Source organism: Pseudoalteromonas sp. NZS127_1 (assembly GCF_015864295.1).
In the GTDB taxonomy this organism is placed as follows: Bacteria; Pseudomonadota; Gammaproteobacteria; order Enterobacterales; family Alteromonadaceae; genus Pseudoalteromonas; species Pseudoalteromonas arctica.
On sequence record NZ_JADYXO010000013.1, the window covers coordinates 1 to 25,513 of the forward strand.

Annotated in this window: 25 protein-coding genes; 10 read left to right on the forward strand and 15 right to left on the reverse strand. The window is 39.5% G+C overall.

Annotated features, from left to right (window positions below):
- The first annotated feature begins 47 nt into the window (after positions 1 to 47).
- The 3 genes from I6F50_RS12555 (at position 48) to I6F50_RS12565 (ending at position 2,472) form a co-directional block, all read left to right on the forward strand.
- Positions 48 to 485: a hypothetical protein gene (locus I6F50_RS12555; RefSeq protein ID WP_197176404.1), complete on the forward strand. Its 438-nt coding sequence runs from the start codon at positions 48 to 50 to the stop codon at positions 483 to 485.
- Between the two features lie 415 nt (positions 486 to 900).
- Positions 901 to 1,569, forward strand: a complete 669-nt coding sequence (locus I6F50_RS12560; protein ID WP_231613019.1) for a hypothetical protein — start codon at positions 901 to 903, stop codon at positions 1,567 to 1,569.
- A gap of 396 nt (positions 1,570 to 1,965) precedes the next feature.
- A complete protein-coding gene (locus I6F50_RS12565; protein ID WP_231609722.1) occupies positions 1,966 to 2,472 on the forward strand; it encodes a transthyretin-like family protein in 507 nt (168 codons plus the stop codon).
- A gap of 62 nt (positions 2,473 to 2,534) precedes the next feature.
- Here the strand turns inward: I6F50_RS12565 and I6F50_RS12570 are convergent, their stop codons facing one another.
- From I6F50_RS12570 to soxR, 3 genes are all read right to left on the reverse strand, one after another.
- A complete protein-coding gene (locus I6F50_RS12570; protein ID WP_165741195.1) occupies positions 2,535 to 3,620 on the reverse strand; it encodes a rhomboid family intramembrane serine protease in 1,086 nt (361 codons plus the stop codon).
- Positions 3,610 to 4,251: a hypothetical protein gene (locus I6F50_RS12575; RefSeq protein ID WP_165741196.1), complete on the reverse strand. Its 642-nt coding sequence runs from the start codon at positions 4,249 to 4,251 to the stop codon at positions 3,610 to 3,612. The genes I6F50_RS12570 and I6F50_RS12575 overlap by 11 nt, the downstream gene beginning before the upstream one ends.
- Positions 4,252 to 4,522: 271 nt before the next feature.
- Positions 4,523 to 4,996 (reverse strand): redox-sensitive transcriptional activator SoxR, encoded by a 474-nt coding sequence (soxR, locus tag I6F50_RS12580; RefSeq protein WP_197176408.1) that lies wholly within the window; start codon positions 4,994 to 4,996, stop codon positions 4,523 to 4,525.
- A 76-nt stretch (positions 4,997 to 5,072) separates the two neighbouring features.
- On the opposite strand from soxR, the gene I6F50_RS12585 reads away from it, so the two are divergent.
- The 6 genes from I6F50_RS12585 (at position 5,073) to I6F50_RS12610 (ending at position 9,905) form a co-directional block, all read left to right on the forward strand.
- On the forward strand, positions 5,073 to 5,546 hold the full coding sequence (locus tag I6F50_RS12585) for a flavodoxin family protein (RefSeq protein WP_197141846.1): 474 nt from the start codon (positions 5,073 to 5,075) through the stop codon (positions 5,544 to 5,546).
- Between the two features lie 72 nt (positions 5,547 to 5,618).
- Complete coding sequence (locus tag I6F50_RS12590; RefSeq protein WP_165729401.1) at positions 5,619 to 6,128, forward strand: DsrE family protein; 510 nt, start codon at positions 5,619 to 5,621, stop codon at positions 6,126 to 6,128.
- Between the two features lie 8 nt (positions 6,129 to 6,136).
- The gene (locus I6F50_RS12595; protein WP_165741199.1) at positions 6,137 to 6,772 is read left to right on the forward strand and encodes an SGNH/GDSL hydrolase family protein; all 636 of its coding nucleotides are present in this window, start codon (positions 6,137 to 6,139) and stop codon (positions 6,770 to 6,772) included.
- A 78-nt stretch (positions 6,773 to 6,850) separates the two neighbouring features.
- Positions 6,851 to 8,389 (forward strand): EAL domain-containing protein, encoded by a 1,539-nt coding sequence (locus I6F50_RS12600; protein ID WP_165741200.1) that lies wholly within the window; start codon positions 6,851 to 6,853, stop codon positions 8,387 to 8,389.
- Positions 8,390 to 8,445: 56 nt separating this feature from the next.
- Positions 8,446 to 8,967 (forward strand): hypothetical protein, encoded by a 522-nt coding sequence (locus tag I6F50_RS12605; protein WP_165741201.1) that lies wholly within the window; start codon positions 8,446 to 8,448, stop codon positions 8,965 to 8,967.
- 248 nt (positions 8,968 to 9,215) lie between these two features.
- Positions 9,216 to 9,905: a response regulator transcription factor gene (locus I6F50_RS12610; protein ID WP_007584415.1), complete on the forward strand. Its 690-nt coding sequence runs from the start codon at positions 9,216 to 9,218 to the stop codon at positions 9,903 to 9,905.
- A gap of 157 nt (positions 9,906 to 10,062) precedes the next feature.
- Here I6F50_RS12610 and I6F50_RS12615 read toward each other — a convergent pair whose 3' ends face one another.
- The 4 genes from I6F50_RS12615 to I6F50_RS12630 all read right to left on the reverse strand — a co-directional run bounded on the left by I6F50_RS12615 (position 10,063) and on the right by I6F50_RS12630 (position 13,193).
- Positions 10,063 to 10,836: a CsgG/HfaB family protein gene (locus I6F50_RS12615; protein WP_007584410.1), complete on the reverse strand. Its 774-nt coding sequence runs from the start codon at positions 10,834 to 10,836 to the stop codon at positions 10,063 to 10,065.
- Positions 10,836 to 11,261, reverse strand: a complete 426-nt coding sequence (locus tag I6F50_RS12620) for a curli assembly protein CsgF (protein ID WP_007584408.1) — start codon at positions 11,259 to 11,261, stop codon at positions 10,836 to 10,838. Before I6F50_RS12620 ends, I6F50_RS12615 begins: the two co-directional genes overlap by 1 nt.
- A complete protein-coding gene (locus tag I6F50_RS12625; protein ID WP_085999476.1) occupies positions 11,251 to 11,595 on the reverse strand; it encodes a curli production assembly/transport protein CsgE in 345 nt (114 codons plus the stop codon). Before I6F50_RS12625 ends, I6F50_RS12620 begins: the two co-directional genes overlap by 11 nt.
- Before the next feature lie 95 nt (positions 11,596 to 11,690).
- On the reverse strand, positions 11,691 to 13,193 hold the full coding sequence (locus I6F50_RS12630) for a curlin (RefSeq protein ID WP_007584406.1): 1,503 nt from the start codon (positions 13,191 to 13,193) through the stop codon (positions 11,691 to 11,693).
- Between the two features lie 583 nt (positions 13,194 to 13,776).
- On the opposite strand from I6F50_RS12630, the gene I6F50_RS12635 reads away from it, so the two are divergent.
- A complete protein-coding gene (locus I6F50_RS12635) occupies positions 13,777 to 16,278 on the forward strand; it encodes a S8 family serine peptidase (protein ID WP_165741232.1) in 2,502 nt (833 codons plus the stop codon).
- Between the two features lie 68 nt (positions 16,279 to 16,346).
- Here the strand turns inward: I6F50_RS12635 and puuE are convergent, their stop codons facing one another.
- Genes puuE through xdhA form a run of 8 tightly spaced genes read right to left on the reverse strand, consistent with a single transcriptional unit; the run spans position 16,347 to position 25,416 of the window.
- Positions 16,347 to 17,282: an allantoinase PuuE gene (gene puuE, locus I6F50_RS12640; protein ID WP_165741029.1), complete on the reverse strand. Its 936-nt coding sequence runs from the start codon at positions 17,280 to 17,282 to the stop codon at positions 16,347 to 16,349.
- Between the two features lies 1 nt (position 17,283).
- On the reverse strand, positions 17,284 to 18,495 hold the full coding sequence (locus tag I6F50_RS12645) for a urate hydroxylase PuuD (RefSeq protein ID WP_165741028.1): 1,212 nt from the start codon (positions 18,493 to 18,495) through the stop codon (positions 17,284 to 17,286).
- 4 nt (positions 18,496 to 18,499) lie between these two features.
- On the reverse strand, positions 18,500 to 19,864 hold the full coding sequence (gene guaD / locus I6F50_RS12650) for a guanine deaminase (RefSeq protein ID WP_197176409.1): 1,365 nt from the start codon (positions 19,862 to 19,864) through the stop codon (positions 18,500 to 18,502).
- A gap of 2 nt (positions 19,865 to 19,866) precedes the next feature.
- Positions 19,867 to 20,205 (reverse strand): hydroxyisourate hydrolase, encoded by a 339-nt coding sequence (gene uraH, locus I6F50_RS12655; RefSeq protein ID WP_197176420.1) that lies wholly within the window; start codon positions 20,203 to 20,205, stop codon positions 19,867 to 19,869.
- Positions 20,202 to 20,702 (reverse strand): 2-oxo-4-hydroxy-4-carboxy-5-ureidoimidazoline decarboxylase, encoded by a 501-nt coding sequence (uraD, locus tag I6F50_RS12660; protein WP_197176423.1) that lies wholly within the window; start codon positions 20,700 to 20,702, stop codon positions 20,202 to 20,204. Before uraD ends, uraH begins: the two co-directional genes overlap by 4 nt.
- Positions 20,699 to 21,589, reverse strand: coding sequence for a xanthine dehydrogenase accessory protein XdhC (gene xdhC / locus I6F50_RS12665; RefSeq protein ID WP_165741024.1), 891 nt, complete (start codon positions 21,587 to 21,589; stop codon positions 20,699 to 20,701). Before xdhC ends, uraD begins: the two co-directional genes overlap by 4 nt.
- On the reverse strand, positions 21,582 to 23,921 hold the full coding sequence (gene xdhB, locus I6F50_RS12670; RefSeq protein ID WP_165741023.1) for a xanthine dehydrogenase molybdopterin binding subunit: 2,340 nt from the start codon (positions 23,919 to 23,921) through the stop codon (positions 21,582 to 21,584). The genes xdhC and xdhB overlap by 8 nt, the downstream gene beginning before the upstream one ends.
- On the reverse strand, positions 23,908 to 25,416 hold the full coding sequence (gene xdhA, locus I6F50_RS12675) for a xanthine dehydrogenase small subunit (protein WP_165741022.1): 1,509 nt from the start codon (positions 25,414 to 25,416) through the stop codon (positions 23,908 to 23,910). The genes xdhB and xdhA overlap by 14 nt, the downstream gene beginning before the upstream one ends.
- Positions 25,417 to 25,513: the final 97 nt, after the last annotated feature.

Here is a 25,513-nt window from a genome sequence, read left to right on the forward strand (position 1 = left end):
TTTTTCACCCAAATTTGTATGCTTATTAGCATAACATTTCTTTCTTAATGGGTGGCCAAAATCACTGTACCACTACATACCCTAAAACAATAGTAACCGGTTCAGTTGTAGAACTTTCAGCCAATCCAGTGCATTGTTATTTATTGTGGGAGTGTTATGTACGCTTTATGGATTTAAGTAAACCCTTACCTGATGTACCAGAATACGAAAAGCACCGACATCTAGACTCTATCACAGCTGAATTTGATAAGAGGAATAATCGGCCTGATGAGTTTTGGACCTCATTTTCGTTTTCGCAGCAATTAGAAATTGAAGAGGAAATTCTGAGTGAAGCATTTCCATTTGATTGGCTTAAAGGTAGAGAGCGTGAAGAAGTAATTAAACCTTGGCTGCATTGGAAAGCAGAACCAGAGCGCATAGAGCAATTAACGTGGAAATATAAAGCAAAGCATCTTGCGCTTCAGCTTTTTATCGGCTTTCCTTGAGGTTACTAACCCTTCACCGTTTATGGTAAGTTAACAAATAGAAAAGGATTTCAAATCTAGGTCTTCCAAATTCCCTAGGTAAGCAAAGTAAAGGGCTCTAATGCAAAATAATGACTACCTAGCTGTTGATATCATGCCTAAAAAAACGCGGTTTAATTGTTTTTTTTACCCTGAGAGATTAAATAGCCTTAAAGAAAAGTTTAAAGGCTTATGTTACTTGTATGACTTACCTTCTAAAAAACAGAAGGCAATACAAAAGCGCCCAGAACGATATAAAGTAGAAATGTGCGGAAATAATTCCGTCAGGGTTATTTTATTTGGGCCAATAATAATCGGATTTACTTTGAGTATAATCTTGTTGATCTGTTGCTTAGTGGCTACCTATTCCAAGGACCCATTCCAGTGGTGGATACCTATGCTTACTTTTTCTTGGAACCTGTTTTTTCTTAATTTACTGCCACTAACAGACAGTTACATCCCCAAAAAACAAATATACTTTGATAGACAAAAGCAGCTAGTAGGCTTTACTTATCCAATCCCTGGTTGCGAAGCACGTGATGAGCAGGGTAATTGTTGTTTTAAGTGGGCTGATATTGTATGCCATTTAGATATGGTTGCAACACGCCCGGGTGTAATGGGATTTGTACCCTATATAAGCCATGTTGATGAGAATAAATACCCTGACACTAAAATTGTTGTGCAAGTGCCGGATAACTCAAATAACCCAATGAACTGTTATTTATATTGGGAGCGTGTAGTGCGCTTTATGGACAACAACCAACCACTACCTGATGTACCTGAGTATGAAACCTACCGACACCTTGATGAACCCACCGCTGAATTTGATAAAAAAAATGACAGACCTAATAAATTTTGGAGCGACTTTTCACTTGATCAACAAGCCGAAATATGGCAAAAATTTAATAAAGAGGCTGCTCATTTTAATTGGCTCAGAGCGACACCTAACAAAGAAATAATTAAGCCTTGGTTACACTTTAAAGGTGAGCCTGAGCGTATTGAAAAACTAACATGGAAATACAAAGCAAAGCGTTTAGCGCTACAACTGTTTATGGGAATACCTTAAGCGCATTATAAAAGTCGCTTTATAACTTAAAGGAAGTCTGAGCTATACATAGTTTGAGTTTACTAAAGGAGTATATGTTTAATTATAAGTACTTAGGCGGCTCGCAGTCTAAAAAATAATCTTCAATCAATTCTACGAAGAATGTTAAACGGTTTGTGTATTTTAGTTAATTGACAATATGACATCTTATATTTATTACTTCTAATACTTTAAGATCAGCTTATCTCGCTTAAAGCTAATATATAAATACTTAGTCATTTCTATTATTGTTATTTTTAATATCGCCAGTAAATCAACTAAATCTATTTAGGCATAACTCTAAGAATAGCGATTTAAAATATGTCACAAGTTGGCTTTTGTTGTTAGGCTAAAAATACAAATATAAGAGGGATTTTTATGATCAAGGCAAGATCGGCTAGCGTGACTTTAACGCTTATTCTATTTTTATTAATACCAATGCAAGGATGTGCAGATATGTTTGGCTTTTTTAACAAACAAGACGTTACGTTGTCGTTGCCTGTAAAAGGCAGGCTATTAAATAATGGTGAGCCTCAACAAGGTGTTAAAGTAACAAGAGAACTCATTTATGGCGACACTTATATTGATGAAGCAATAAGTGATAGTGCTGGCTACTTCTATTTTAATAACAAAAAAATACGCAGTTCAAAGCCTTCAAACATGTTTTTTAATAGCTCTTTGCTACAGAGTATTTATATTGAAAACAAAAAAGATGAAGATTCAATCTTATGGTACACCACTATACAGTTCACCGAAGAGCAAGTACTGCTGTCTGATATATTAAATAACTTTGAATGCGAACTTACTGAAGAGCCAATAACATACGATATACCGATAAAAAACACGGGTCAATTTTATACAGTTTATACACGTTGTAAGTTATAGAAATTAGTGAAAAGTTTTATAAAGCCACTAATGTTTATCTATTAGTGGCTTTAATATAACGATTAACGTTTTAACTGTGCTTCATTTTGGTTTAGTAAACGAATTATAGGGTTTTGCTCTAATATTTTACTTTTCAAAATATAACCAATAATTAGTCCAGCTATAAAGCCACCAATATGCGCACCATAATCAATGCCATCGGGGCCTGTTACTGCACCAAAAATGTTAAATCCTAACCAAATAGCGAAGAACCATACCGCAGAAAGTTTCTTCTGATAAATTATAAACATAAAAGTAAGGCTTGCGTGTCTGAACCACATTAAATACATGCCAAATAAACCGGCTATAGCGCCACTTGCACCCACGCCTGGAATTGTAGACATTGGGCTTACAATGTAGCTTGCAAACGATGCGAGTAGTCCACAGGCTAAATACCATAACAAAAAGCGTTTATGGCCTAACACGTCTTCTAAGTTATCGCCAACGATGTATAAAAAGTACATATTGCCAACTAAATGCATTATTGAACCATGTAAAAATACGCAAGTTAATACAGTCCATAGCTCATTACCTTTGCTTAAATCTGCAGGTGTCATGGCAAAGTTATCAATAACATAGCTGAATGAGCTCGGGTTTAAAAAATAAAGTGCAAAAATCAATGTATTTAAAACAATAAGACCGCGAGTTACCCAAGGAGTCTTTTGTGGCTTAATATTATATTCAACAGGCATTTGCGTTAAAAATTGAAACAAGTAGGTTTTCCAACTCACTTTTTGATTTAGCTCGCCTAAACTCACCTTTATTTCAGGGCTTTTTTCAACACTTTCAAGTTCGTCTTTATCAATCCAGGTGCCATCGCAGTGTCTACAAACATCAATTTCGGTATGAAAAGCTTCCAGTAAGTGAAAACGTTCTAAACTTTTTTTACAATCAGGGCAGTCAAGCTCAGAAACGCCTAATGGCTCACCAAAGTGAGTTTCAAATTTATCACCTTCTGGGCCGTCATTTATCTCGGAAATCATGCGATTTACTTCATTTTTTTCGAACCATAAGCCACCACATTCACGGCAAATATCTATTTCTTCACCCTGATAATTGGTTACTTCTAGTGGATGATCTTTACAATGTGGACAGCTTTTAGTTGGCATTTGTAAGTTCCTTTAACGAACCAACAGAAATATCATTCTGCTGTAATTCCATTTTTAATTGTTTAGCGCTATTTTTTAATGCAGGGAGTGTTTGAGTTTTAATTAAATTAGTAATCTCTTTTAATTCTTCAGCTGCTTGTCTAGCGGAAATCCTTTTATTAGCTACAGCGTCTATTAAAAATTTAGCTCTTGAGTAAAATCGACGTATTTGCGTTAGTAATTCACTTGGGGTTTCGAGCGTAGTTGGTGAGTACTGCATCGTTTGCCAAATGTACTTTTCGAGTGTTGGTTTAAAATACTCAATTTCTTTTATTGATGGGCTTTTTGCAAGTAAATTAGCATACTCTTCCATACTGTTTGCATTATCAGCAACTTCGTCAAATAAGGATGTACGTAAATAGTAGTTATCTTCCATTTTACTAAATGAATCAAACTTAAGCGCTTGTTCTAAACCGCTTTGAGCCGCTAAAAAAACACCAAATACAGTAGAAATAACCATAAAAAATTGATTTAACCAAAAACCAGTACTTTTTAGTTCTTTGTGATCGGCCGTTTTAAGGGCTTGCGAAAATTTTTGAGTAACTACAGGTGGCTTTGTGTTGCTTTCAGGGGTGTGATTAGTTGGTTCCAACAGTTTGTTCCTTGAATATTTGCTTCCTTTTAAGGCGCACAAGAATACTTAAAAATTAACCAGTTAGCAATGCTCCTATCTACATTGAATATACTTTTTACATATATTAAAAAAACCATTCGAGTATAGCCCTTCCCTTAAATTTTAAATTGTTTTTTAATCATCTAGCGATCCAACTAAACAAGAAACTTCATAGCTCTATATTTAGACCTTGTTGGCTAACTCCTAATGGGGAATGCTTATTTTGTTATACATAAAAGACCTGAACTTTTTACACAAGTATAAGCTCAGAATTTAAAAGTACAGCTCCGCTCTCTTTATCGCCTAAGTGGTCATCTTTATTATAAATTGGGCAGCTTTTGAGCGATAAGCACCCACAACCAATACACCCATCAACGCGGTCGCGTAAACGCTGCATATGCGCAATGCGCTCATCAAGTTGCGATTGCCAATGTTTTGAAAGTGCTGACCAATCTTGTTTTGTTGGTGTGCGGTTGTCGGGTAGGGTGGCTAAGGTGTTTTTAATTTCATCGAGCGTTATTCCCATCGCTTGAGCTGCTTTTATTACAGCTACACGGCGCAATACATCAGGTTTATAGCGTCGCTGATTACCATTATTTCGCCAGCTCTTAATTAAAAACTTGGTTTCGTAAAAGTGAAGAGTAGATACTTTTACACCACTTCTTTTTGCTACATAGCCAACGCTTAGGTTAGCTTCGGTTAATTTTTTTTGTGAAGCGTCCATTATTTTAATCCTTTAGTTGACCTCAATATAACTTGAGGTTTTAAGCTTCTACCACATTAAAAAAGGGGCTAACTAAATGCAACAAAAATTTGAGCGTAGTACTGTTATTATTTATTCAAGTGCACGAAAAAACGGCAATACCACAGCCCATGTTAATAGCTTTGCCGAGCAAAATAATGTGCGCGTAATTTGTCTGGATGATTATAAAATTGCGCCGTATTGTTATGACAAAAACTATAAAAATGATGACTTTTACGCGCTATTTGAAGTACTTTTAAAGTACGACCATTGGGTGTTCGCGTCTCCTGTTTACTGGTATAACACTACGGTACAAATGAAGTCATTTATAGATAGGATCACAGATTACATGGATGACGAAACCTTGAAGCCGAAGTTACGGGCTTTACGTAATAAAGATTTTTCGTTGTTATCAAACGCATCATCGCTTGAAGCGCCTGATATTTTTGTAGAAATGTTTAAACGAACATTTAGCTATTTAGGTATGCAGTTTATTAACCACCATCATAAAAACACTCAATCGGCAGCATGATAAGCTGCCCTTTTTTCTTTGCTTCTGTTAGTTTTATAAATAGGTTAACTTATTTAAAACACAGGATTGTTTATGAAATACCTATTATTACTTTTACTTATAAGCCCATTTTCGCAAGCGGGTGAAAACCTTATTAAAGACTTTGGTTACTTTTATAGTGTCCCGGAGCATGTTCAGATAAGTGACTCTACGGTATTTAAAATAGCCTTTGATGTTGGTGATGGCGCTAAAAAAGGTGAGCAGAACAATTCAATGAACTCACTTGCACGTTTTATTAATATGCATATAGCACACGGTGTAAAGCCAGATAACATTCAATTAGCGTTAGTGGTACATGGTAGTGCTAGCGTTGATGTATTGGCTAATAGTGAATATAAAGAACGTTTTAAAGCAGATAACAAAAATCAAAGTTTAATAAAGCAATTGTTGGCCAATAACACCGTGGTTTATGTATGTGGGCAATCGGCTACGCATTATAAAGTAGCACCAGAACAACTAATTGAAGGTGTGCAAATGTCACTTTCGGCGATGACAGCACATGCCCAGCTGCAACAGCAGGGTTATACACTCAATCCATTTTAATAATTAACATGACAAAAAATATTCTCTGCTTTGGTGATTCTAATACGTGGGGTTTAAACCCTGTAACGGGAAAACGCTTTGATGAAAATACCCGTTGGACATCGTTATTAAATAAAAACTTAGGGTGTGGCTTTAACGTAATAGAGGCAGGGCAGCCTAACCGCACGTTAGTGCATAATCCACCGTTTGATGGCGTGCTTAATGGTGTTAGTTATCTAAAGCCTTATTTGGATAAGCATGAGCTCGACTTTATTATTATTGCCCTTGGTACAAACGATCTTAAAAAACGTTTTAATTTAACACCTAGTTTAATAGCAGATGGGTTAAATGATTTAATTAACTCAATACATATTTATTATCAGCAAGGTAGTACTTTAAAATCTCCTAAAATTATTATTGCTAGCCCACCTAAAATAAGAATCACCGAGCAGTATTCGCGTATTTACGAAGGTGCAGATATAAAAGCAACAGAGCTCTCTAGTGCATTCAAAAGCGTTGGGGCTACTCATAAATGTACTTTTATTGATTTTAATACATTTATTAATGTAACAGCCGGTGATGGGATTCACTTTGAAAGTAATCAGCATTTAACGGTAAGCGCTAAAATCACTCAGCTTATTCAAAATTCGTTCAATAATTCTTAAATCGATCTGTTTGAATTTAATGCGACTTATGCAATCATCTAATAAAGTAGTGATATAAATTAACAACTTCGAGATGCTATGAAAAAGTACCAACAAAAATCTATTATAGCCGTTTTAACCGGAGGGTTAGTTTTTGTAATTGGCTGTTTTATTTTGCTCAATTTTGCAGCGCAGCAGTTAACAGCACAAACAAAGTCTGATGCTGAATATATTCTCGGTCATGTAGAAGGTGCAATTGCAGAGAGGCGTCGAATTCTTACCCCATTAAATAAGCTTGCGTTTAAGCAGTGTGACAACACAACCCTTCTTGAGATGCGCCGCGCTTTATTTGATGCAAAATATGTAATTGATATAGGCTTTTTTAAAGGTAACCAGCTAGTTTGCACTACGGGTGCAGGCTTATTAAGTAAACCAATTAACGACAAACAGCCTGACTTTATTCGAGATGATGAACAGGTGAGGGTTCGTTTTGAGCCAGAGCTTTATCTATTATTATTTAGTGAGCGCCCTATGGAGGTAATTATAGTCAGACAAGGGGATTATAATTTAATTATGCAGAGCACGCCCTTTACCAACATCGGAATTACTGCGCCAGATTGGGAAGTTATTTATAAAACACCAAATGCTTTGCATCATTTAGCAGGTAAAGAGGGGCTGTACCAGCAGGTAAAAAACAGCGTTTTTTTTCCTTACGAAACTAACTCAGTTTGCAGTTTTACAAGTAGTCAATATTGTGTAGTAGTGCACTTGCCTTGGAGTCTGTTTTTTTCTAATAATCACTTATTATTAATAATTTCGTTAATTTTAACCTGTTTAGCGGGCATATCGAGTGCGTTAATAGTTGATGCGAGGATTGCTGCACGCCGCTCTACCAATCAACGTATTCGTAAAGGGCTCAAAAAGGGATCATTTTATTGGACTTACCAGCCCATTATTTGTTTGCAAAGTGGCAAGCTGATTGGTTGCGAGGTACTTGCACGTTTTGAAGATAAGTACGGTGCTTTATTTCCAGATGAGTTTATTCCGGTTATTAGAAAAAATAATTTAACTTGGACTTTTACTGAGGCAATGATTGCTACCACAATAAAAGAGTTAACCTCTATAGAGTTATTGCCAGAAGGCTTTAAAGTGTCGCTTAATATATTTCCGTGTGATGTAGAGCTGGGTAATGTGTCGTTACTGCCGCAAATTACAGAGCTTACCAACTCACGCTTTATTATTTGTTTAGAGATAACTGAAGACGAATACCTTGATACAAGCATTGCGCATGCTCATTTTAGAACCTTAGTTGAATCGGGATTTAACTTATCATTAGATGACTTTGGTACGGGTTATTCGAATTTAAGAAACTTACAAAATTTGAGCTTTCATCAACTTAAAATTGATCGTACGTTTGTTCAAGATATAGCAACTGAGGGCTTAAAAGCCTCTATGATCCCAAATATTATGGAACTTGTGCATAAGTTTAATTATACCTGTGTGGCAGAAGGGATTGAAACCACTGAGCAAGAAGCTATTTTAAAAATGGCGGGTGTGCATTATGGACAGGGTTGGAAGTATGGTAAGCCCATGACGGCGTCTAAATTTAAAAATTATATAACTAATCAGCATTTTTAGATCTCAGCTGCCATACTAAACGTATCATTATGAAATTTATAAATATTAGGTTTATTATGATCAAATTAACATTAAGTGCTTTTGCATTTTTACTACTTAGTGCATGTACAACACAGTATCCAAACCAGCAATTAACAGGTAAACAGTTCCCAAGCATTAGCGGCGAAAGTTTAGAGCAAAGCATGGTGACTATACCCAGCGATTTTAAAGCAGATAAAACACTGCTGCTCATTGGGTACAAGCAAGATAGTCAGTTTGATATAGACCGTTGGTTAATTGGTTTAGATATGGCGGGCGTAACGCTCCCTACATACGAACTACCAACCATTGCCGGCATGGCACCACGTATGTTTAGCACATTTATAGACAGCGGTATGCGCAAAGGCATCCCTAAAGAATTATGGGGTGGGGTAATCACTATTTATAAAGATGGTGAAACAGTTCAAAAGTTTACAGGTAATCAAAGCCCAAATAACTCACGTGTAGTACTCATAAATAGCAGCGGCGAAATTTTATATTTTTATGATCGAGGTTTTTCGGTTGATGCGCTAAATAAACTAAAAGCGAGTATAGAATAATTGATCCTAAAGTTAGTTTAGGCTAATGCATATTTAAGGCTTTATAAGTTATTAAGCCACTAATCCGATCTGTTATTTATCTTATAAAAGCAATTTTAAAAATAAAATTGATGAAGGTTTTGCATTGATTTAATTGATTTTTATCTATTGTAGGATGAGAAAGAATAACAGTACTTTAATATCAAAATCCCATTGTAAGTTGTATTTGATTTAGGTAATGTAGTGTAAATGTTTCAAGGACGAAATTTATGCCCCATAAAAACTCGGTATTTGTAAAAACAACGTTTCAATCATCTTTTCATTCACACAACTACACCGCTATTTTAAGAACACTACAAGCTTTGTTTGGTGATATTAAAATGGACGAGGTTATTCCTAAAGCTGAGCAGCGCACAAATTATGATTTGTTTTTAATAGATGGTGCTAAAAGCAAATGGCAAGACCTTATTCCGACTGACCTTATTTGTTTAGCTAAACACTATAGCGTTGTCATTTTTAATGTTGATAAAGAAGATGTGTGCGAGCAAAACTTATTGCTTAACCATTTTAATGGTGTTTTTTATAAATCTGATCCACCAGAAGATATTTTTAAAGGGTTACTTCGTGTTAATACTGGCGAGCTTTGGTTTACGCGTAAAGTGATTTCAAAAGCTTTTAACGATATTTTAGCCGTGGCATCGTCGTTTAATAGCTTACACGACGACATTGAATTAAAGCAGGACGATTACGATCATTTAACAAAACGAGAAAAGTCTGTTATTCATTTAATTGCACAGGGGGCGAGTAACAATACAATCGCTGATAAACTTAACATTAGCGACCACACTGTAAAAACACATTTATACAGTGCGTTTAAAAAAACTAACTCACGCAACAGGGTGGAGCTTGCTAATTGGGCGCAGCGCTATATATCGGTTTTGCTGCCAATGGCTAAATAAGAGTAAAGCCACCAATACTTTATTAAAGTTATTAAAGTAAAAACTTTATCCTCTAGATTTTTTATAAGGGTTGGGTTAGCGAAGTACTTTCAACTTACTAATCACACAACCTATAAAGGCTACAATATGTAGCCTTTAGTTAATCCAGGAAATCAGTTTACGCCGATTTTTTAGCCCATAAGCCTTTATCAATACCTTTTGTTATGAGATCTGTGAGTGCTTTTTCTATTGCTTGGGTAACACAAATACTCATAGGTTCATTGTCGCTAAAGCCTGCTTCTGCTTCTGCCAGTCGTTTGTAGCTTACGTATCTAAAAAAGCCTGCACGCATTTCTTGGCTAAGTACTTTTTTGCTGGTGGCTACACTTAGTAGTACTTGTCCTGTACGAACATCAACAGCGCGTAAGTATATTGAAATAGCATCTTCGCGGTAAAGCTCTGATGCGCCTATACCAAAGTATTCCATACCCAAACCACCTGTTTTTACATTAGTGTCGTAGCTTATGATACCGCCCTCTAAAATGATTTTTGCGGTTGTTAGCGGGGGTAAATCAGCTTGGTTAGGATTATCGGCTTGGCCCGCACGAATAATTTTTCGCTCTGTTAAAATGTTTTGTAAACCTTCACGCTCTACCGGCGTAAACCAATCAGATTCATGTAATGCTTGTATGAGTATTGAGTTAGCACCTTGAGTAACGGCAGTCGAAAATGAGCTAACGTTAGTTTGTGGCTTATATTGACCTGTTTGATCTCTAAATGAGTATACTGATACAGGAATACTCCCGACCGGTTTTGGTAAGTTTTTCAGATCTGCGAATAATTCGGTTGGTTCTAAACTAACTGCTTTTTGTTGCGATGGTGGGATTAAATTCCCTAGGCTCGCACAACCGCTCAATCCTATTAATATTATTGTTATTAGTAGTTTATACATTATCCAAACCTCGGTACTTCAATGATCACCACGGTGTCATCAATTATATTTGTTATTCTTACTGTAATAGAATCGGTTGTGCTGGTTATAACTTCAATTTGATAATCGCCACTCATAAATATGGAGTCTTGATTGAAAAGGCTATCTTCTATGTCCTCACCAAATGCCATATCGGTAATTTCTCTTACCATACGGTTTAAATAGGTGCGCTCTAGAGTTTCTTGAAATTGTTCAGCGTAACCTTTTTCTACTACCGGTGCTTTATGCTTGTTTTGAGCTTGGGCTTTACTCAACAGCATATTTGCATTGAGTGGGTTACCACCAAAGCTTGGGTTAATTGGGGTGTAAATTATTTCAGTTGCTGCTGCTGAAAAGCTTAATGTTGTTATTATTATAAGGGCTATATTTTTCATTTTACCATCCATCTTTAGCCATATCGGGTGTTGACACTGCCATGTTTTCGCGAGCCATTGCATCTATCACTGTATAAACAGCCTGCTCCACACGCTCATTTAAAGGCTCTAGTCGTCTACCTAAATAAGTTGCGTAAACAAGTTGGTTATTCATTATTAACGACAGCTTTGTGCCTGCTTTTGGAATGACCGTTTCTTTAATTTCAATGTTAAAACCTGCAGTTGAAGGGAGATCTCGCCAGTAATTAGAAAACTCAAAATAGAACTGATGACCAAAGCGGCTAATACTCCTATCAAGTAGTAGGCCGTCAATCTCCAACTCTTCAGCGGCATAAGATGCGGGCATTAAAAACAGAGAAAGCGTAAGTAATAATACTTGGTAATGGTTTTTATTATTATGCATAACTAAATGGGGAGAGTTGCTCTCCCCAACCTCAATAATTACATTTGAGTAATAGAAGTCACGTTACCGTCACCAATTTGGGTCACTGAAACAGTGCTGTTGAAACCAATTACGGCGCCTTCAACAATGTTATCGTTACCCATTTGAGTTACGCTAAACGAAACGTTTTCGCCACCTACTAAAAATGCAGGTTGCTCCATTCCAACTACCCAGTTACCTTCGCCAGTTTGTGAAATATCAATGCTGTGGCCATTACCTTCAACCATCATATCAACTACGTTCATTTCACCTGTTTGAGCTAGGTCAATCTGGTTCATGTTGCTATCTAAAATACCTGCAAGTGTAACCATGGCTTCGTTTTGAGAACCATTTTGCATAATATCGATATCGTTGTCGTTTGATGTTAGAGATATATCAGGATATGAAGACTCAACAACAGCAGTGTTTTCTTGGCCAGACTGAATAACGTTAACGTCATTTTCAGACCCATTAAAGTTAACAACGTGTGCTGAATTTGATTCACCTACTTGGTTAATCATAAATTCGTTATCGGTACCTAAAACGCCCATGTAAGCATCATTTAATAAGCCAACTTGTGTAGCCGTTAATTCATTATCGTCACCAATAATATCAACGGTTGTTGAGTTGCTTAAATCAACCTGAGTTACTGTAACTTCGTTGTTTTGACCTTCGAATAAGTTTGATTCGATAGTATTTAAAGAACCTTCTTGGTCTAAATCAATTTCGTTTTCATCGCCTAATACAGCTACAAATGTTACTGCGTTAGTATTGCCTTCTTGTTCAATTGAAAGCTCATTTGCATCGCCTAAAATATCAGTGAAGGTAACAGTATTACGATCGCCGTCTTGTTCAATATCAAGCTCGTTATCGTTGCCTTGTAAAGAACTCACTTTGAAGGTATTCCAGTAACCGTTTTGCTCAAGACTCAGGCTATTCTGATCGCCCATTACAGAGGTTAATTCAGCTTCATGCCACTCACCTGTTTGTAATGAACTGATTTCGTTGCCATTACCTTTCATATCTAAGTTGTAAAACCAATGACCACCAGTGCCTTGCTCTACATCAACGATATTGTCGTCACCAACAATCATGTTGACAGCTTCGTTGTTTACAAAAAAGCCTTGGCCACTTTGCAAAACATTTAGGTAATTATTATTACCAGTAACTTCGGTAATTACACCGTTGGCAACGCCATCTTGGGCATATACTTGCTCGTTGTTGTTACCAATTGTTGTTACGCCAACATAATTACCTGATTGTAATTGAGTAACTTCTGTTGTGTTCTCGTTTCCAGTAGTCGAAACCTCAATAGTATTACTATCTCCCTCTTGCATTAAAATCGCGGTGTTATTATTTTGCGATTGCGCCAATGTCATTGAATTAGCGGTGCTAAGTATAGATATTTTTGTACTAAGTTCTGAGTTTGATGCTGATTTGTTGTCGGTATCTGCATATGAGGCAAAGCTGGTACCCATTGCTATTGCAACAGCACAACTTAAAAGTGATTTATTCAACTTCATTATTTTCTCCTTGAAATATTAAAATCAAATACCCTAAATGTTATAGGTTTTAATAAGGTATTTGTTGTTTCAGCATGCCGTGCCGATATGTTTTTTGTGATCCGCTTGCGTAACTTTAGAAGTAGGTGAAGCGTAATATGTGACTATAAATAATTAAGTTTTAATTTGTCATAAATATTGAACTAACAAAGTTTAAGCTCAAATTCATAATCACCCATTAACTGTATTCCCCTATTTCATTTTCTTAAATCATCATTTTTTACCAAATAATTAACCTTTTATTATCATCGGTTTATGTGTGTAACTGGTGGGTTTTAATGTAATAGCAAGCAAAAGCAGTAAAAAAGTTTGACCCTATAATGGGTAAGGTTGTAATGGGGCAGTTCATTAAAATGACTGTGTTTAGTGTTTTTTTTATAGCCAAACTGGTCAAAATTTATGATTTTTAATTCTTTTTAACTTTTTAACTTGTCAAATATCGTATTTACTAGTTTGCTTATAACTTGCCACGTGATCCCTTGTACTTGAAATAGTGAACAAACCCGCTTAGTGCTTCTAAGCTAACCCAACTATGGATAGAACAATGAAAACAAAATTATCTATTATTACGCTTGCTTTACTACCTTGTTTGGCTTCGGCTAAATTACCTGATGCAGGAGCTCTTCCACAAGCAGCTGCAAGCAGTGACTCTGTTATTGTTAAATATAAAAAAAATGCAACACCTCAAATGCGTAAACAAGCACGAAGCTTGGTTAAAGCAAAAATTACAGATTTAAATAATGATGAAGTTGATGATAACTTCACATCATTATTCTCAGGTCGCCTTGCTAAATTTAAAGTGTCTGGCATGAGCACTAAAGAAGCTATTGAGCGTTTAAAGTCTCATCAAGCTATTGAATATGTTGAGCCAGATTACCGAGTAAGTATTGCAAGCGCACCTAACGACCCTCGTTTTGATGAGCTTTGGGGCCTAAATAATGAAGGTCAGACCGGTGGTACGGCAGACGCTGATATTGATGCTGTAGAAGCGTGGACTATTTCTACTGGTAGTCGTGATGTAGTTGTTGGTGTAATCGATACAGGTATTGATTATAGCCATAGCGATTTAGCGAGCAATATGTGGGTAAATACCTCTGAAATCGCAGGCGATGGTATTGATAATGACGGTAATGGCTTTATCGATGATATTCATGGTATCAATGCGATTACCAATACTGGCGACCCTATGGATGATGAAGGTCACGGAACGCATGTGTCTGGAACTATAGGTGCGAGTGGTAATAACTCTGTGGGTGTAGTGGGTGTAAATCATGAAGTATCACTTGTTGGTTGTAAGTTTTTAGATGCAGCAGGTAATGGATCAACATCAGATGCAATCAAGTGTATTGATTACATGGTTGGCCTAAAAAACTCTGGTGTTAACATCCGCGTATTAAATAATAGTTGGGGTGGCGGTGGCTATAGCCAAGCGCTGGCTGATGCAATCGAATCAAGTGAAGCTGCGGAGCTACTGTTTGTAGCTGCAGCAGGTAACGACACTATTGATAACGATGTAAACCCACATTATCCATCAAACTACGAAAATGCGAGTGTTCTATCGGTTGCAAGTACTAACCAAACTGATGATATTTCGTGGTTCTCTCATTGGGGCTTAACCAGTGTTGATATGGGCGCACCAGGTACAGCTATTTTATCTACTACACCGGGTGAAAGTTATGCATCGTATTCTGGTACGTCAATGGCAACGCCGCATGTTGCTGGCGCAGCTGCGCTAGTTTTATCTATTAATCCAGAGTTATCTACTCAAGAACTTAAAGATTTATTAATGAGCTCGGGCGATGCTAATGCTGCACTGCAGGGGAAAACGGTAGCCGGTACGCGACTTAATGTTAACCAAGCACTTATTGATGCGGATCCAACTCCTGGTTTTAAAATATCAGCTAGCCCGCTTACCCAACAAATTATAGCTGGAGAGGCTACAAGCTATACATTTACAATTGGCTCAATTGCCGAGTGGGATGAGGAAGTAACGCTTGAATTATCAACAACATTAGGTGGTGCTTATTTATCATCGCTTACAGCGCGCCCTGGTGATGACGTGATACTAAATGTTGAAACCGATACTGATACTCAGTGGGGAGATTACGAGTTTACCGTAACTGCCACTGCGGGTGATATTGTTAAACAGCAATCGGTTGAATTAATGATACAACCATTAGGGTTAAATGACTTTACCTACAGCAGTACTGGTAGCGTAGCAATTCCAGATAATTCTCCACAGGGGATTAGCTCAGTAATTAATGTTTCTGATGATTTAACCGTATTTGGCACAACCGCCGATGTTGATATTACTCATACTTACTCTGGTGATTTAGTTGTAAAACTAATATCTGCACAAGGTACAGAGGTAACATTGCAAAGCAATGTTGGTGGTAGTAACGATGATATTGTTAAGAGCTTCACGTCTAGTGCATTCAATGGCGAAGTAGCAAATGGTGACTGGACTCTTCATGTAGAAGATACTGCAGCCGCTGATACAGGCACAATTAATGGCTGGTCACTTACGCTTAGCGCTATAGGCGAAGTAAGTGCACAACCGCCACGTGCAGGCTTTACTGTTGATACGCAAGGTTTAACAGCCTCGTTTGTAGATACAAGCAATGATGCCAATAACGACATTACACAATGGAGCTGGAGCTTTGGCGATGGCGCTACATCAACAGATTCAAGCCCTGTGCATGCATATGCGCAATCGGGTAGTTACGATGTAGAACTAACTGTTACTGACAGTGAAGGTAATACAGATACATTTACCCAAACCGTTGTTGTAAGTGACGTGACCCTTGAACTGAACTTAAAACGCGCTAACAAAACACGCCTAGGTACGATGCGTGTAGAACTTAGCTGGGAAGAAGTGGGTGCAGAGTCATTAAGCGTTTACCGTAATGGTGAGTTAGTTGATACTACTGCAGATAACGGTCGCTACCGTGATTACGTGCGTGGAGCTACATTACCATCGTACGATTACCAATTATGTGTAACAGAAAATGTGTGTTCGAATATCATCACCGTTTCTTTTGAATAAATTTCACTACTCCTAAAGTAATTTAAGCCCAGCTTTGCTGGGCTTTTTTATGTTTTAAAAAATATAAACTATGCTTTTTTATACGGGTGGGTTTTAAGCCAGTGCTCGGCTATTTGTTCGCGCGTGGCAAACCAAACCTGATCATGCGAGCGGGCATACTCTAAAAATCGTGCGAGGGCTTTAATTCGCCCAGGGCGGCCAATTAAACGGCAATGCAAACCTATCGACATCATTTTTGGTGTGTTTTCACCTTCTGGGTCTCCTTCCTCGTATAGCGTATCGAATGCATCTTTTAAATAATTATAAAACTGATCGCCGGCATTAAAACCTTGCACAGCTGCAAAGCGCATGTCGTTTACATCAAGCGTGTAGGGCACAATGAGTTGTGGCTTGTTTTCTTTAATACTGTAAAACGGTAAATCGTCGCTGTAATCGTCAGCGTCATATAAAAATGTGCCATTTTCTACCACAAGAGCTGCAGTATTAGGGCTTGTGCGCCCGGTGTACCAGCCTTTGGGCTTTTTACCTGTGAGCTTTTTAATGACATCAATTGCTTGTTGCATATGCTCGCGCTCGGTTTGCTTATCTATATTTTGATAATTAATCCAGCGCAGGCCATGGCTTGCAATTTCGTGGCCCGCTTCAACAAAGGCTTTAGCTACATCAGGGTGGCGCTCAAGGGCCATCGCCACTGCAAAAATGGTGACCGGTATATCGTATTTTTTAAATAGTTTAAGTAAACGCCATACACCCGCTCGCGAGCCATATTCGTAAATAGACTCCATGCTTATATGGCGGTCTTCTACGTGCGGGGCACTGACTATTTCAGATAAAAACGTTTCTGCGGCTGTATCACCATGTAATACACAGTTTTCGCCGCCTTCTTCGTAATTAAGCACAACTTGTACGGCAATACGTGCTTTATTGGGCCAATTTGCATGCGGCGCATGTGGGCCATAACCAATTAAGTCTCGCGGGTAATCAGTTTTAATATGATCAGCCATATTATTTATCCTTATTTAACAAGGTTAACCAAAGTCCTAACGCTTCGCGCTCTGCGTCTGTCATTTTGGTCATATTAGCCAGTGGCATGTCTTTAGTTATTACGGCGCGGGTATGAATAAGCGCGCTGGCTTTTTTTACATCATTGATAGAGTCGAGCTTAAAACCAAGTGGCGCTGTTTGAAAAAGCTCAGAAGTAGGTGTTTCACTGTGGCACTGCGTGCAATGTATATTAATTATATTCCACGCTTCTGAGTCGCTAATACTCGCCTGTAAAGAGGCATTTTTATCGGTGTTTGGTGAGCTTGTAGGCCAAGGAGATATGGCCAGCATAAGGGTAAAAAAGGCGGCAATACCACTTACAAGTACCGAAGGCTTATTAACACCTTGATGTTTTAAATTAAAAAAGTGGCGTATCCACATGCCAATACCAAATAACGCAATTAATATAAGCCAGCCAAAGCTGTGGCTGTAGGTATAAGGAAAGTGATTGCTAAGCATAATAAATACCACTGGTAGCGTGGCGTAGTTATTATGAATAGAGCACATTTTTGCCTTTAAGCCCGGGAGCGATTCAGGAATACGGCCAGCTTCTACCTCGCTTACCATGTAGCGCTGCCCTGGCATAATAATGTGATACACATTGCCCACCATACACGTGCCAATAAGTGCACCTACATGAATATACACAGCGCGGTCGCTAAATAATTGGTCAACCCCGTAAGTCCAAAGAGCTAATATTCCAATAACTACAGCAATAAACGCTTTACCATTTTCAACCAGTGGGCTTTTGCACAATAAACGATAAACCCCATAACCAAAGCCTATAAAACCAAGGGATGCGCCAATTGCGGCAAATTTACTTAGCTCACTTTTACTGTTATCAATTAGGTATACATCGGCGCCAACATAGTAAAGTAAGCTAAATAATAAAACACCGGTGATCCAGGTTGTGTACGCTTCCCATTTAAACCAGTGCAGGGTGTGCGGCATTTCTTCAGGGCCGTTTTGATACTTAGCTACTTCATAAAAGCCACCGCCGTGCACGGCCCATAAATCGCCTTTTATGCCTTTATCTTGTTTCCACTGTGGCGGCGTTTGTAAGTTGTTATCAAGCCACGCAAAATAAAACGAAGCGCCAATCCATGCTATGCCCGCAATTACATGAAAATATCGCAGTACTAAATGAGCAAGCTCAAATAAATAGTTTTCCATTATGTTAAGCCTCTTCTAATTGCGGTGTGTGGGTTGCTGAGAACTGCTCTTTTTCATCGCGCTTATACACGGTTTTACCCATAATGTAGGTTTGTTCTATGCAGCGGTCATCGCCTAGCATCATCATGGCAAAAAGTTGCTCATGCAGTGTTTTTGCATGACCAATTCTGAACTTTAAAAACGGGGTAGCCGCATAATCCATTACAATAAAATCGGCTTCACAACCTATTTCAAAGTTACCTATGGTGCCTTCTAAATCAAGTGCTCGTGCACCGCCTAAAGTGGCGAGATACATCCCTTTAAATGCAGAAAACTTTTGGCCTTGTAACTGCTGGATTTTGTACGCTTCGTTACCTGTTTGCAGCATAGAGAAGCTTGTTCCTGCGCCCACATCGGTGCCCATGCCTACGTTAATTCCGTGTTCTTCACAGGCTTTTAAATTTAATAAGCCAGAGCCTAAAAATAAGTTAGAGGTAGGGCAGTGCGATATTGCCGCATTGTTATCGGCAAGGCAGCAAAGCTCACGCTCAGATAAATGAATGCTATGGGCAAATACCGAGCGTTTACGTACCATTTTTGCTTGCTCGTACACGCCTAGGTAATCTTCGGCATCTGGAAATAACCCTTTTACCCATTCGCACTCGTCTTTGTTTTCAGATAAGTGCGTATGCAGGTAGGTGTCGGGGTATTCTTCTAATAACTGAGTGCATTTTTTAAGTTGCTCTGGGGTTGATGTAGGCGCAAAGCGTGGCGTTACCGCATAGCTTAGCCTATCAACATTGTGCCATTTTTCGATGAGTGCTTTTGATTGATCGTAACTGGTTTGCGCACAATCTGATAAATCATCAGGGCAGTTTCTATCCATCATTACCTTACCGGCAATCATGCGTAAATTACGTTTTTGTGATTCGTTAAAAAATGCATCCACCGATTGCGGGTGCACAGTGCCAAATACTAAAGCGGTGGTGGTGCCGTTTCGTAGTAGCTCGTCTAAAAAGCGATTAGAGATTTCTTTTGAATAATGCTCACAGGTAAACTTTTTTTCGGTTGGGAAGGCATATTCGGTGAGCCAGCTTAAAAGCTGCTCGCCATACGCGCCTACCATTTCGGTTTGCGGCAAATGTATGTGGGTATCTATCATGCCGGGCATAACCAATTTGCCATCGTGGCGAATAATAGTGGCTGATTTATCTAAGCTTGGCAGTATGTCTTGCTCGTAACCAAGTTTAACTACTTTGCCTTGCTGAATAACCAACGCGCCTTTTTCAAAATAGCGATGGGCGTTGTCGCCTGCTACGGCAGGGTCGTCTACAAAATCGAGTATGTTGGCACAAATTACGGTCATTTTATTATTGTTTTGTGTGCTCATTTTTAGCTGCCTCTATACGTTGAGTAGCCAAATGGGCTAAGTAATAACGGAATATGATGATGTTTAGTATCTTGCAATCTAAACGTTATTTGCGCCTCTGGGTAAAACGCAGGGGTAGGTTGGTTTTGGTAATAACTATCTAAATCAAATACCAGTTTATAGGTAGCAAATTCTACCTCTGTATTTAGCCAGTCGGTAATACGCCCATCAGCATCTGTTTTGCCTTGAGCAATTAAATTCCACTCGTTATTGGTTTGTATAAATAATTTTACTGCGACATTTGCTGCCGGTTTACCTGTGCTGGTATCGAGTATATGGGTAGTAATAGGGCTTTTGTTCATAGCAGTGACTCCAATCTTATTTTTGTTATTTTGGCTTGTTCGCCCGCGGCTATACTAAGCTCTGTACTGCGGGTGTTGTGTATGCGCTGCTCTATGAGTTCAAGCATTTGAACGGCCGTTTTACCGCTGGCGCACACAATAAAAATAAAGCCAAACTTGTTCAGGTACTCTTTATTAAGGGCAATCATTTTGGTAAGTACGGCTTCGTTTGCTTTGCTCATACCTGATTGCTCATGCCCCGCTTTTTGTGCTGTAGCGGCGTACTTTTTACTTAATGTTGATAAATCACCTATTTGCGGGTGGCCTTCAAAAGCGGCTAAATAATCGCTCTCACCTAGGCAATTCCAAACGCTTTGCGCGCTTTCAAATAGGTGTTGCTGGTTTTTAAACGGGCGAATGTTTAGCATACCGCTTACCCAACTTGGTGCCGCGCAACAGTGCTCTAACGCTTGGTGAGCTTGAGCTTCATTTAGGTTGTTAATTTTTAAGCTACTCATGCGTTTACTTCCTCTTGCGTGGTGCTAATTAAGGCATTTTTTAGTGTGCGCCATTGCAAGCCTTGGCGTTTTGGTACTTGGGTTTGCATAGCTTGATAAAGGCCAATTAACTGCCCGCTAATTGATATTGCTACTTCCATAGGGAGCTTGCCTGTTACATTTTCAAGCCCAACAGGGCAGGTCATTTGCTGTATTTGGTCGGTTGTAAAATCGCGATGTGCTAGGCGTTGTTTAAAACGTTTTGCTTTAGTGTCAGAGCCAATTACACCGAGCCAATTGGCATCGGCGCGTTTAATAATGGCTTGGGTGAGTGCAAAGTCGAGCTGGTGGTTGTGGGTCAGTATTAAGTAATTGTTAGCTTTAGGGGCACGTTTTACTTGTTCTGTTGGCTCTTCATCAACCACTTTTACTACATTATTAGGGATTGATTGCGGGAATACATCGGCGCGGCTATCTATCCAGCGTATGCGCATAGGCAGCTGTGCCAATATACCAATAAGTGCTTGTGCTACATGACCTGCGCCATAAATGTCGAGGGTAAAGCGCTCGCATTGCATACATTCAAGCATAACGGTGGCAGCTCCGCCGCAGCACTGGCCTAAATTTGCACCTAGGTTAAATTGCTCAATTACTTGGGCGGCTTCGCTTTTGGCAAGTAGTTCGCGGGCTTTTTCTATTACTACGTATTCAAGGTGGCCACCGCCAAGTGTGTCGTAAATATGCTCGCCGCTTATTACCATTTTAGAGCCTGTGCTACGCGGGGTTGAGCCATTTGTGCCAAGTACCGTGGCAATAACATAATTAGTGCCGCTTTGTTCGTGCTCGTTTATAGCCTGTGCCCAATTTTGCGTATGAAAACCCTGAAACGACTCATTTAAATTAGCCATGTTGCTGCTCCTTAAACCAGCTAGCGGTTTGCTCTATTGCATTAAGTACTCGCTCGGGTGTTGCTGGCGTATCAAGTGGGGCTGAGTATTTGTAATCAGCCACACTGCTTATGGCATTACGAATAGCACTCCACACACTAAAGGCCAACATAAACGGCGGCTCGCCTACTGCTTTTGATCTAAATACGGTAGTTTCTGGGTTGGCTGAGTTATATAAATTTACGTTAAATTCGGCCGGGGTATCGCCAATGGCTGGTATTTTGTAGTTGGCTGGGCCAAAGCTTGCAAGCTGGCCTTTATCATTCCATTGTAAGTCTTCGGTTGTTAGCCAGCCCATGCCTTGCACAAAGGCGCCTTCAATTTGCCCTATATCAAGTGCTGGGTTAATTGAGCTGCCTACATCGTGGAGTATATCAACGCGGGTTACCGTATTTTCGCCGGTTAGGGTATCTACTTCTACTTCACTGAGTGCTACGCCGTGAGCGTAGTAAAAAAATGGCCGGCCTTCGCCTTTAGCTCTATCATAATGAATTTTAGGGGTGGCGTAATAACCGGTAGATGAAAGCGATATACGGTTCATGTAAGCAAGGTTTGCCAGTTCGCTAAAGCTAATTTCGCCTTTACTAAAGGTAATTAAGTTATCTTTAAATACAATACTGTTGCTATCTACTTCAAAGTGCTCGGTAATAAAATTAATTAAGCGCTCTTTTATTGTGTTTACTGCATTTAGCGCCGCCATACCGTTTAAGTCGGTACCGCTTGAGGCCGCTGTTGGTGAGGTGTTTGGTACTTTGTCGGTACGCGTAGCACTAATACTTACCGCGTCAAAATCAACCCCAAAGCCATGGGCCACAATTTGTGCAATTTTGGTGTTGAGCCCTTGGCCCATTTCGGTGCCGCCATGGTTTAAGTGAATTGATCCATCACTATATACATGCACTAATGCACCGGCTTGGTTTAAGTGTTGTACCGTAAACGAAATGCCGTATTTAACCGGCGTCATCGCAAGGCCTTTTTTTATAATAGGGGATGATGCGTTAAAGGCTTTAATAGCGGCTTTGCGTTCCCAGTAGTCACCCGATTTCTCAAGCTGGCTTATCATATCTATTAAAATATGTTGCTCTACGGTTTGATGGTACGGCGTGGTATCGCGGCCTTTTTTGTATAAATTGAGTTTTCTGATCTCAAGCGAATCTTTACCTAACTTAGCGGCTATATCGTCCATTATTAGCTCGCCCATAATCATCCCTTGCGGGCCACCAAAGCCTCTAAATGCGGTATGGCTTACGGTATTCACTTTACAGCGATTGCCTTTAATTGTCGCGGCTGGGTAGTAGTAGGCGTTGTCGGCATGAAACATGGCGCGGTCTACAATTGCATCCGATAAATCAGGCGAGTAGCCACAAAATCCGTTTACGGTAATATCGGCACCTTCTATTAAACCATTTTCGTCAAACCCTACATGGTATTGATTATAAAAAGGGTGGCGCTTACCGGTAAGTTTAAAGTCGTCGCTGCGGGCTAAGCGCATTTTAACTGCGCAGCCAAGGTAGTAAACCGCAAGGGCAGCAAGGCAAGCCCATGGTGCGCCTTGGGTTTCTTTGCCACCAAAAGCACCGCCCATACGGCGGGTTTCTACGTTTACAAAGCTAAATGGCTTTTTTAAAATTTTAGCAACTAAGTGTTGAACCTCTGTTGGGTGTTGCGTAGAGCACTGAACATGAATGCCCCCGTCGTTATCAGGTTGCGCAAGTGCTATTTGCCCCTCAAGGTAAAAGTGTTCTTGGCCGCCTATGTTTATTTCGCCTCTAAGCTGGTGGGCTGCATTATTAATAGCTTGCTCACTATTACCACGGTTAAGAGAATGGGGCGGCCTTACCCAATGTTCTTTGCTAATGGCTTCTTTAATATCGAGTATGGGTGTAGTTTGCTCGCACTCTATAACCACTAAGCGAGCAGCGCGACGCGCTATTTCATAGGTGTCGGCAACCACTACTAATACCGGTTGTCCGTGATATTGAATTTCATGGCTGGTCAGCAGTACATCACCAGGAAATACCGGGCCAATATCTAATTTACCCGGTACATCTTCGGCCGATAAAATACGTTGAACGCCTTTAACTGCCAGTGCGTGACTTGTATCTATTGATTTAATAAAGCCACTTGTAACAGGGGCGAGCACTGGGTAGGCATGTAGGCAGCCGTAAGGCTCAGGGTTATCGTCGGCAAAATTTGCACTGCCACAAACTTGTTTAATAGCGCTTTCGTGATATTTCGATTGGCCGACGCTACCACCTTGCGCTTTTAGTTTATCCATTTCAAAGTGACGCATGTGAGATCCTCGTAATGGCAATGTTGTTATTATTTTTACTGCTACTTGGCTGTGCATCGCAAAACTCAATACCAATGCGTTGTAATAAGTTTTTGCTTACCGTAGTGCGGTAATGCGCACTGCTTCGTACATCGCTCATGGGCGTAAAGTCATCGTTAATAGCCGTTGCTGCGTCTATAAAACTACTTACTTGTAATGATTGAGATATCAGCTTTTGCTCAATATGCTGCGCGCGCTTAGGAATAGCTGCCATACCGCCCATAGCGCAGCGGGCTTGCGTAATCATGTTTTGTGAATGCTCTATAGCAAGCACTAAGCACACGGTAGATATATCGTCTTCAAAGCGTTTTGATATTTTATGACACGCCAGTTTTAGTGACTCTGGGCGCTTTGGGATGGTGAACTTACTAATTACTTCATCGCTTTTAAGAACCGTTTTTTTGTAATCAATAAAGTAGTCGGCAACTTTAATAGTGCGCGTACCAGTGCTGCTTAATAAATCCATTGATGCATTAAGCGCGATTAAAAGTGGAGCTGGATCGCCAATAGGAGAGGCATTTCCTATGCTGCCACCGAGTGTGCCGCTGTTTCTTACTTGGCTTGATCCTAAGCGTTCAAAAAGCTCTTTTGACTCAGGGTAGTAATTGTAAAATGCCTCAACAAATTGGCTATAAGGTAGTGCTGCACCAATGTGTAACTCACCGTTATTATCTGCCAAGGTGCAAAGATCCTTTACTTGGCTAAGGGAGATAATTACATCTGGTAAGAGCATGTTTTGGCTAAGCTCAATGGCAAAGTCGGTGCCACCAGCAACTAAATGTGCATAAGGATAAAGCGCTTTTAGCTCAACAAGTTGCTGGGCAGTTTGTGGTAAGTAAAATTTGCGAGGACCATTTTTTAAAAATGGAATATCGTCATCATATTGCGTATTAAGTGATACTTTAAATTGAGCGGCCATTGCTGAGTACGGTTCAGCTTTACGTTCATAGCTATAGGCTTTTTCGGCTGCAAGTAATATAGGGCTATAACCTGTACAACGGCATAAGTTACCGCCAAGTGCATGAATAACCGCTTTTTTACCAGGGTACGTTGGCTCATTAATATAAAGAGCCAACAAACTCATTATTATACCGGGCGTGCAAAATCCACATTGCGAACCATGGCACTCTACCAGTGCACGTTGTACAGGGTGTAAATCGGTTAAGTTTGGGTATAAGCCAGTAGTCACAGCCTCTACCGTTACTATATGTTTTGCATGCGCATTGCCTAATAGCAATAAGCAGCTGTTCATTGTTTTGTATTGCCAACTAGTTTGCCCGTTTGCATTTATACGCTCTTCACCCACTAAAATTGTGCACGCGCCACAGTCGCCAGTTGCACATCCTTCTTTGGTGCCCACTTTCCCTTTTTTGGTGCGTAGCCAGTCCAAAATGGTGAGACTTGGCGAACATTCTTGTACTTCAATTGGCGTGTTATTTAATAAAAATTGAATCACACAGACCCCCTTAATTTTTATAAAGCCCTGATACATAAAGGCTTGGCGTATGTTTTTTCTTGTTGTTTGCGCACGGGTAACAAAAATACTTTTTAAT

Bases quoted from the DNA above. Each gene is read 5' to 3' on its own strand.
- I6F50_RS12595 (WP_165741199.1), top strand. From the start codon at position 6,137: ATGACAAAAAATATTCTCTGCTTTGGTGATTCTAATACGTGGGGTTTA.
- I6F50_RS12625 (WP_085999476.1), bottom strand. From the start codon at position 11,595: ATGCCCGCATCTTATGCCGCTGAAGAGTTGGAGATTGACGGCCTACTA.
- puuE (WP_165741029.1), bottom strand. From the start codon at position 17,282: ATGGCTGATCATATTAAAACTGATTACCCGCGAGACTTAATTGGTTAT.
- xdhC (WP_165741024.1), bottom strand. From the start codon at position 21,589: ATGGCTAATTTAAATGAGTCGTTTCAGGGTTTTCATACGCAAAATTGG.
- I6F50_RS12605 (WP_165741201.1), top strand. From the start codon at position 8,446: ATGATCAAATTAACATTAAGTGCTTTTGCATTTTTACTACTTAGTGCA.
- xdhB (WP_165741023.1), bottom strand. From the start codon at position 23,921: ATGCGTCACTTTGAAATGGATAAACTAAAAGCGCAAGGTGGTAGCGTC.
- I6F50_RS12610 (WP_007584415.1), top strand. From the start codon at position 9,216: ATGCCCCATAAAAACTCGGTATTTGTAAAAACAACGTTTCAATCATCT.
- I6F50_RS12615 (WP_007584410.1), bottom strand. From the start codon at position 10,836: ATGTATAAACTACTAATAACAATAATATTAATAGGATTGAGCGGTTGT.
- I6F50_RS12635 (WP_165741232.1), top strand. From the start codon at position 13,777: ATGAAAACAAAATTATCTATTATTACGCTTGCTTTACTACCTTGTTTG.
- uraH (WP_197176420.1), bottom strand. From the start codon at position 20,205: ATGAACAAAAGCCCTATTACTACCCATATACTCGATACCAGCACAGGT.
- I6F50_RS12590 (WP_165729401.1), top strand. From the start codon at position 5,619: ATGAAATACCTATTATTACTTTTACTTATAAGCCCATTTTCGCAAGCG.
- I6F50_RS12555 (WP_197176404.1), top strand. From the start codon at position 48: ATGGGTGGCCAAAATCACTGTACCACTACATACCCTAAAACAATAGTA.
- I6F50_RS12565 (WP_231609722.1), top strand. From the start codon at position 1,966: ATGATCAAGGCAAGATCGGCTAGCGTGACTTTAACGCTTATTCTATTT.
- I6F50_RS12645 (WP_165741028.1), bottom strand. From the start codon at position 18,495: ATGGAAAACTATTTATTTGAGCTTGCTCATTTAGTACTGCGATATTTT.
- I6F50_RS12600 (WP_165741200.1), top strand. From the start codon at position 6,851: ATGAAAAAGTACCAACAAAAATCTATTATAGCCGTTTTAACCGGAGGG.
- uraD (WP_197176423.1), bottom strand. From the start codon at position 20,702: ATGAGTAGCTTAAAAATTAACAACCTAAATGAAGCTCAAGCTCACCAA.
- I6F50_RS12620 (WP_007584408.1), bottom strand. From the start codon at position 11,261: ATGGATGGTAAAATGAAAAATATAGCCCTTATAATAATAACAACATTA.
- I6F50_RS12585 (WP_197141846.1), top strand. From the start codon at position 5,073: ATGCAACAAAAATTTGAGCGTAGTACTGTTATTATTTATTCAAGTGCA.
- I6F50_RS12570 (WP_165741195.1), bottom strand. From the start codon at position 3,620: ATGCCAACTAAAAGCTGTCCACATTGTAAAGATCATCCACTAGAAGTA.
- I6F50_RS12560 (WP_231613019.1), top strand. From the start codon at position 901: ATGCTTACTTTTTCTTGGAACCTGTTTTTTCTTAATTTACTGCCACTA.
- guaD (WP_197176409.1), bottom strand. From the start codon at position 19,864: ATGAGCACACAAAACAATAATAAAATGACCGTAATTTGTGCCAACATA.
- I6F50_RS12630 (WP_007584406.1), bottom strand. From the start codon at position 13,193: ATGAAGTTGAATAAATCACTTTTAAGTTGTGCTGTTGCAATAGCAATG.
- soxR (WP_197176408.1), bottom strand. From the start codon at position 4,996: ATGGACGCTTCACAAAAAAAATTAACCGAAGCTAACCTAAGCGTTGGC.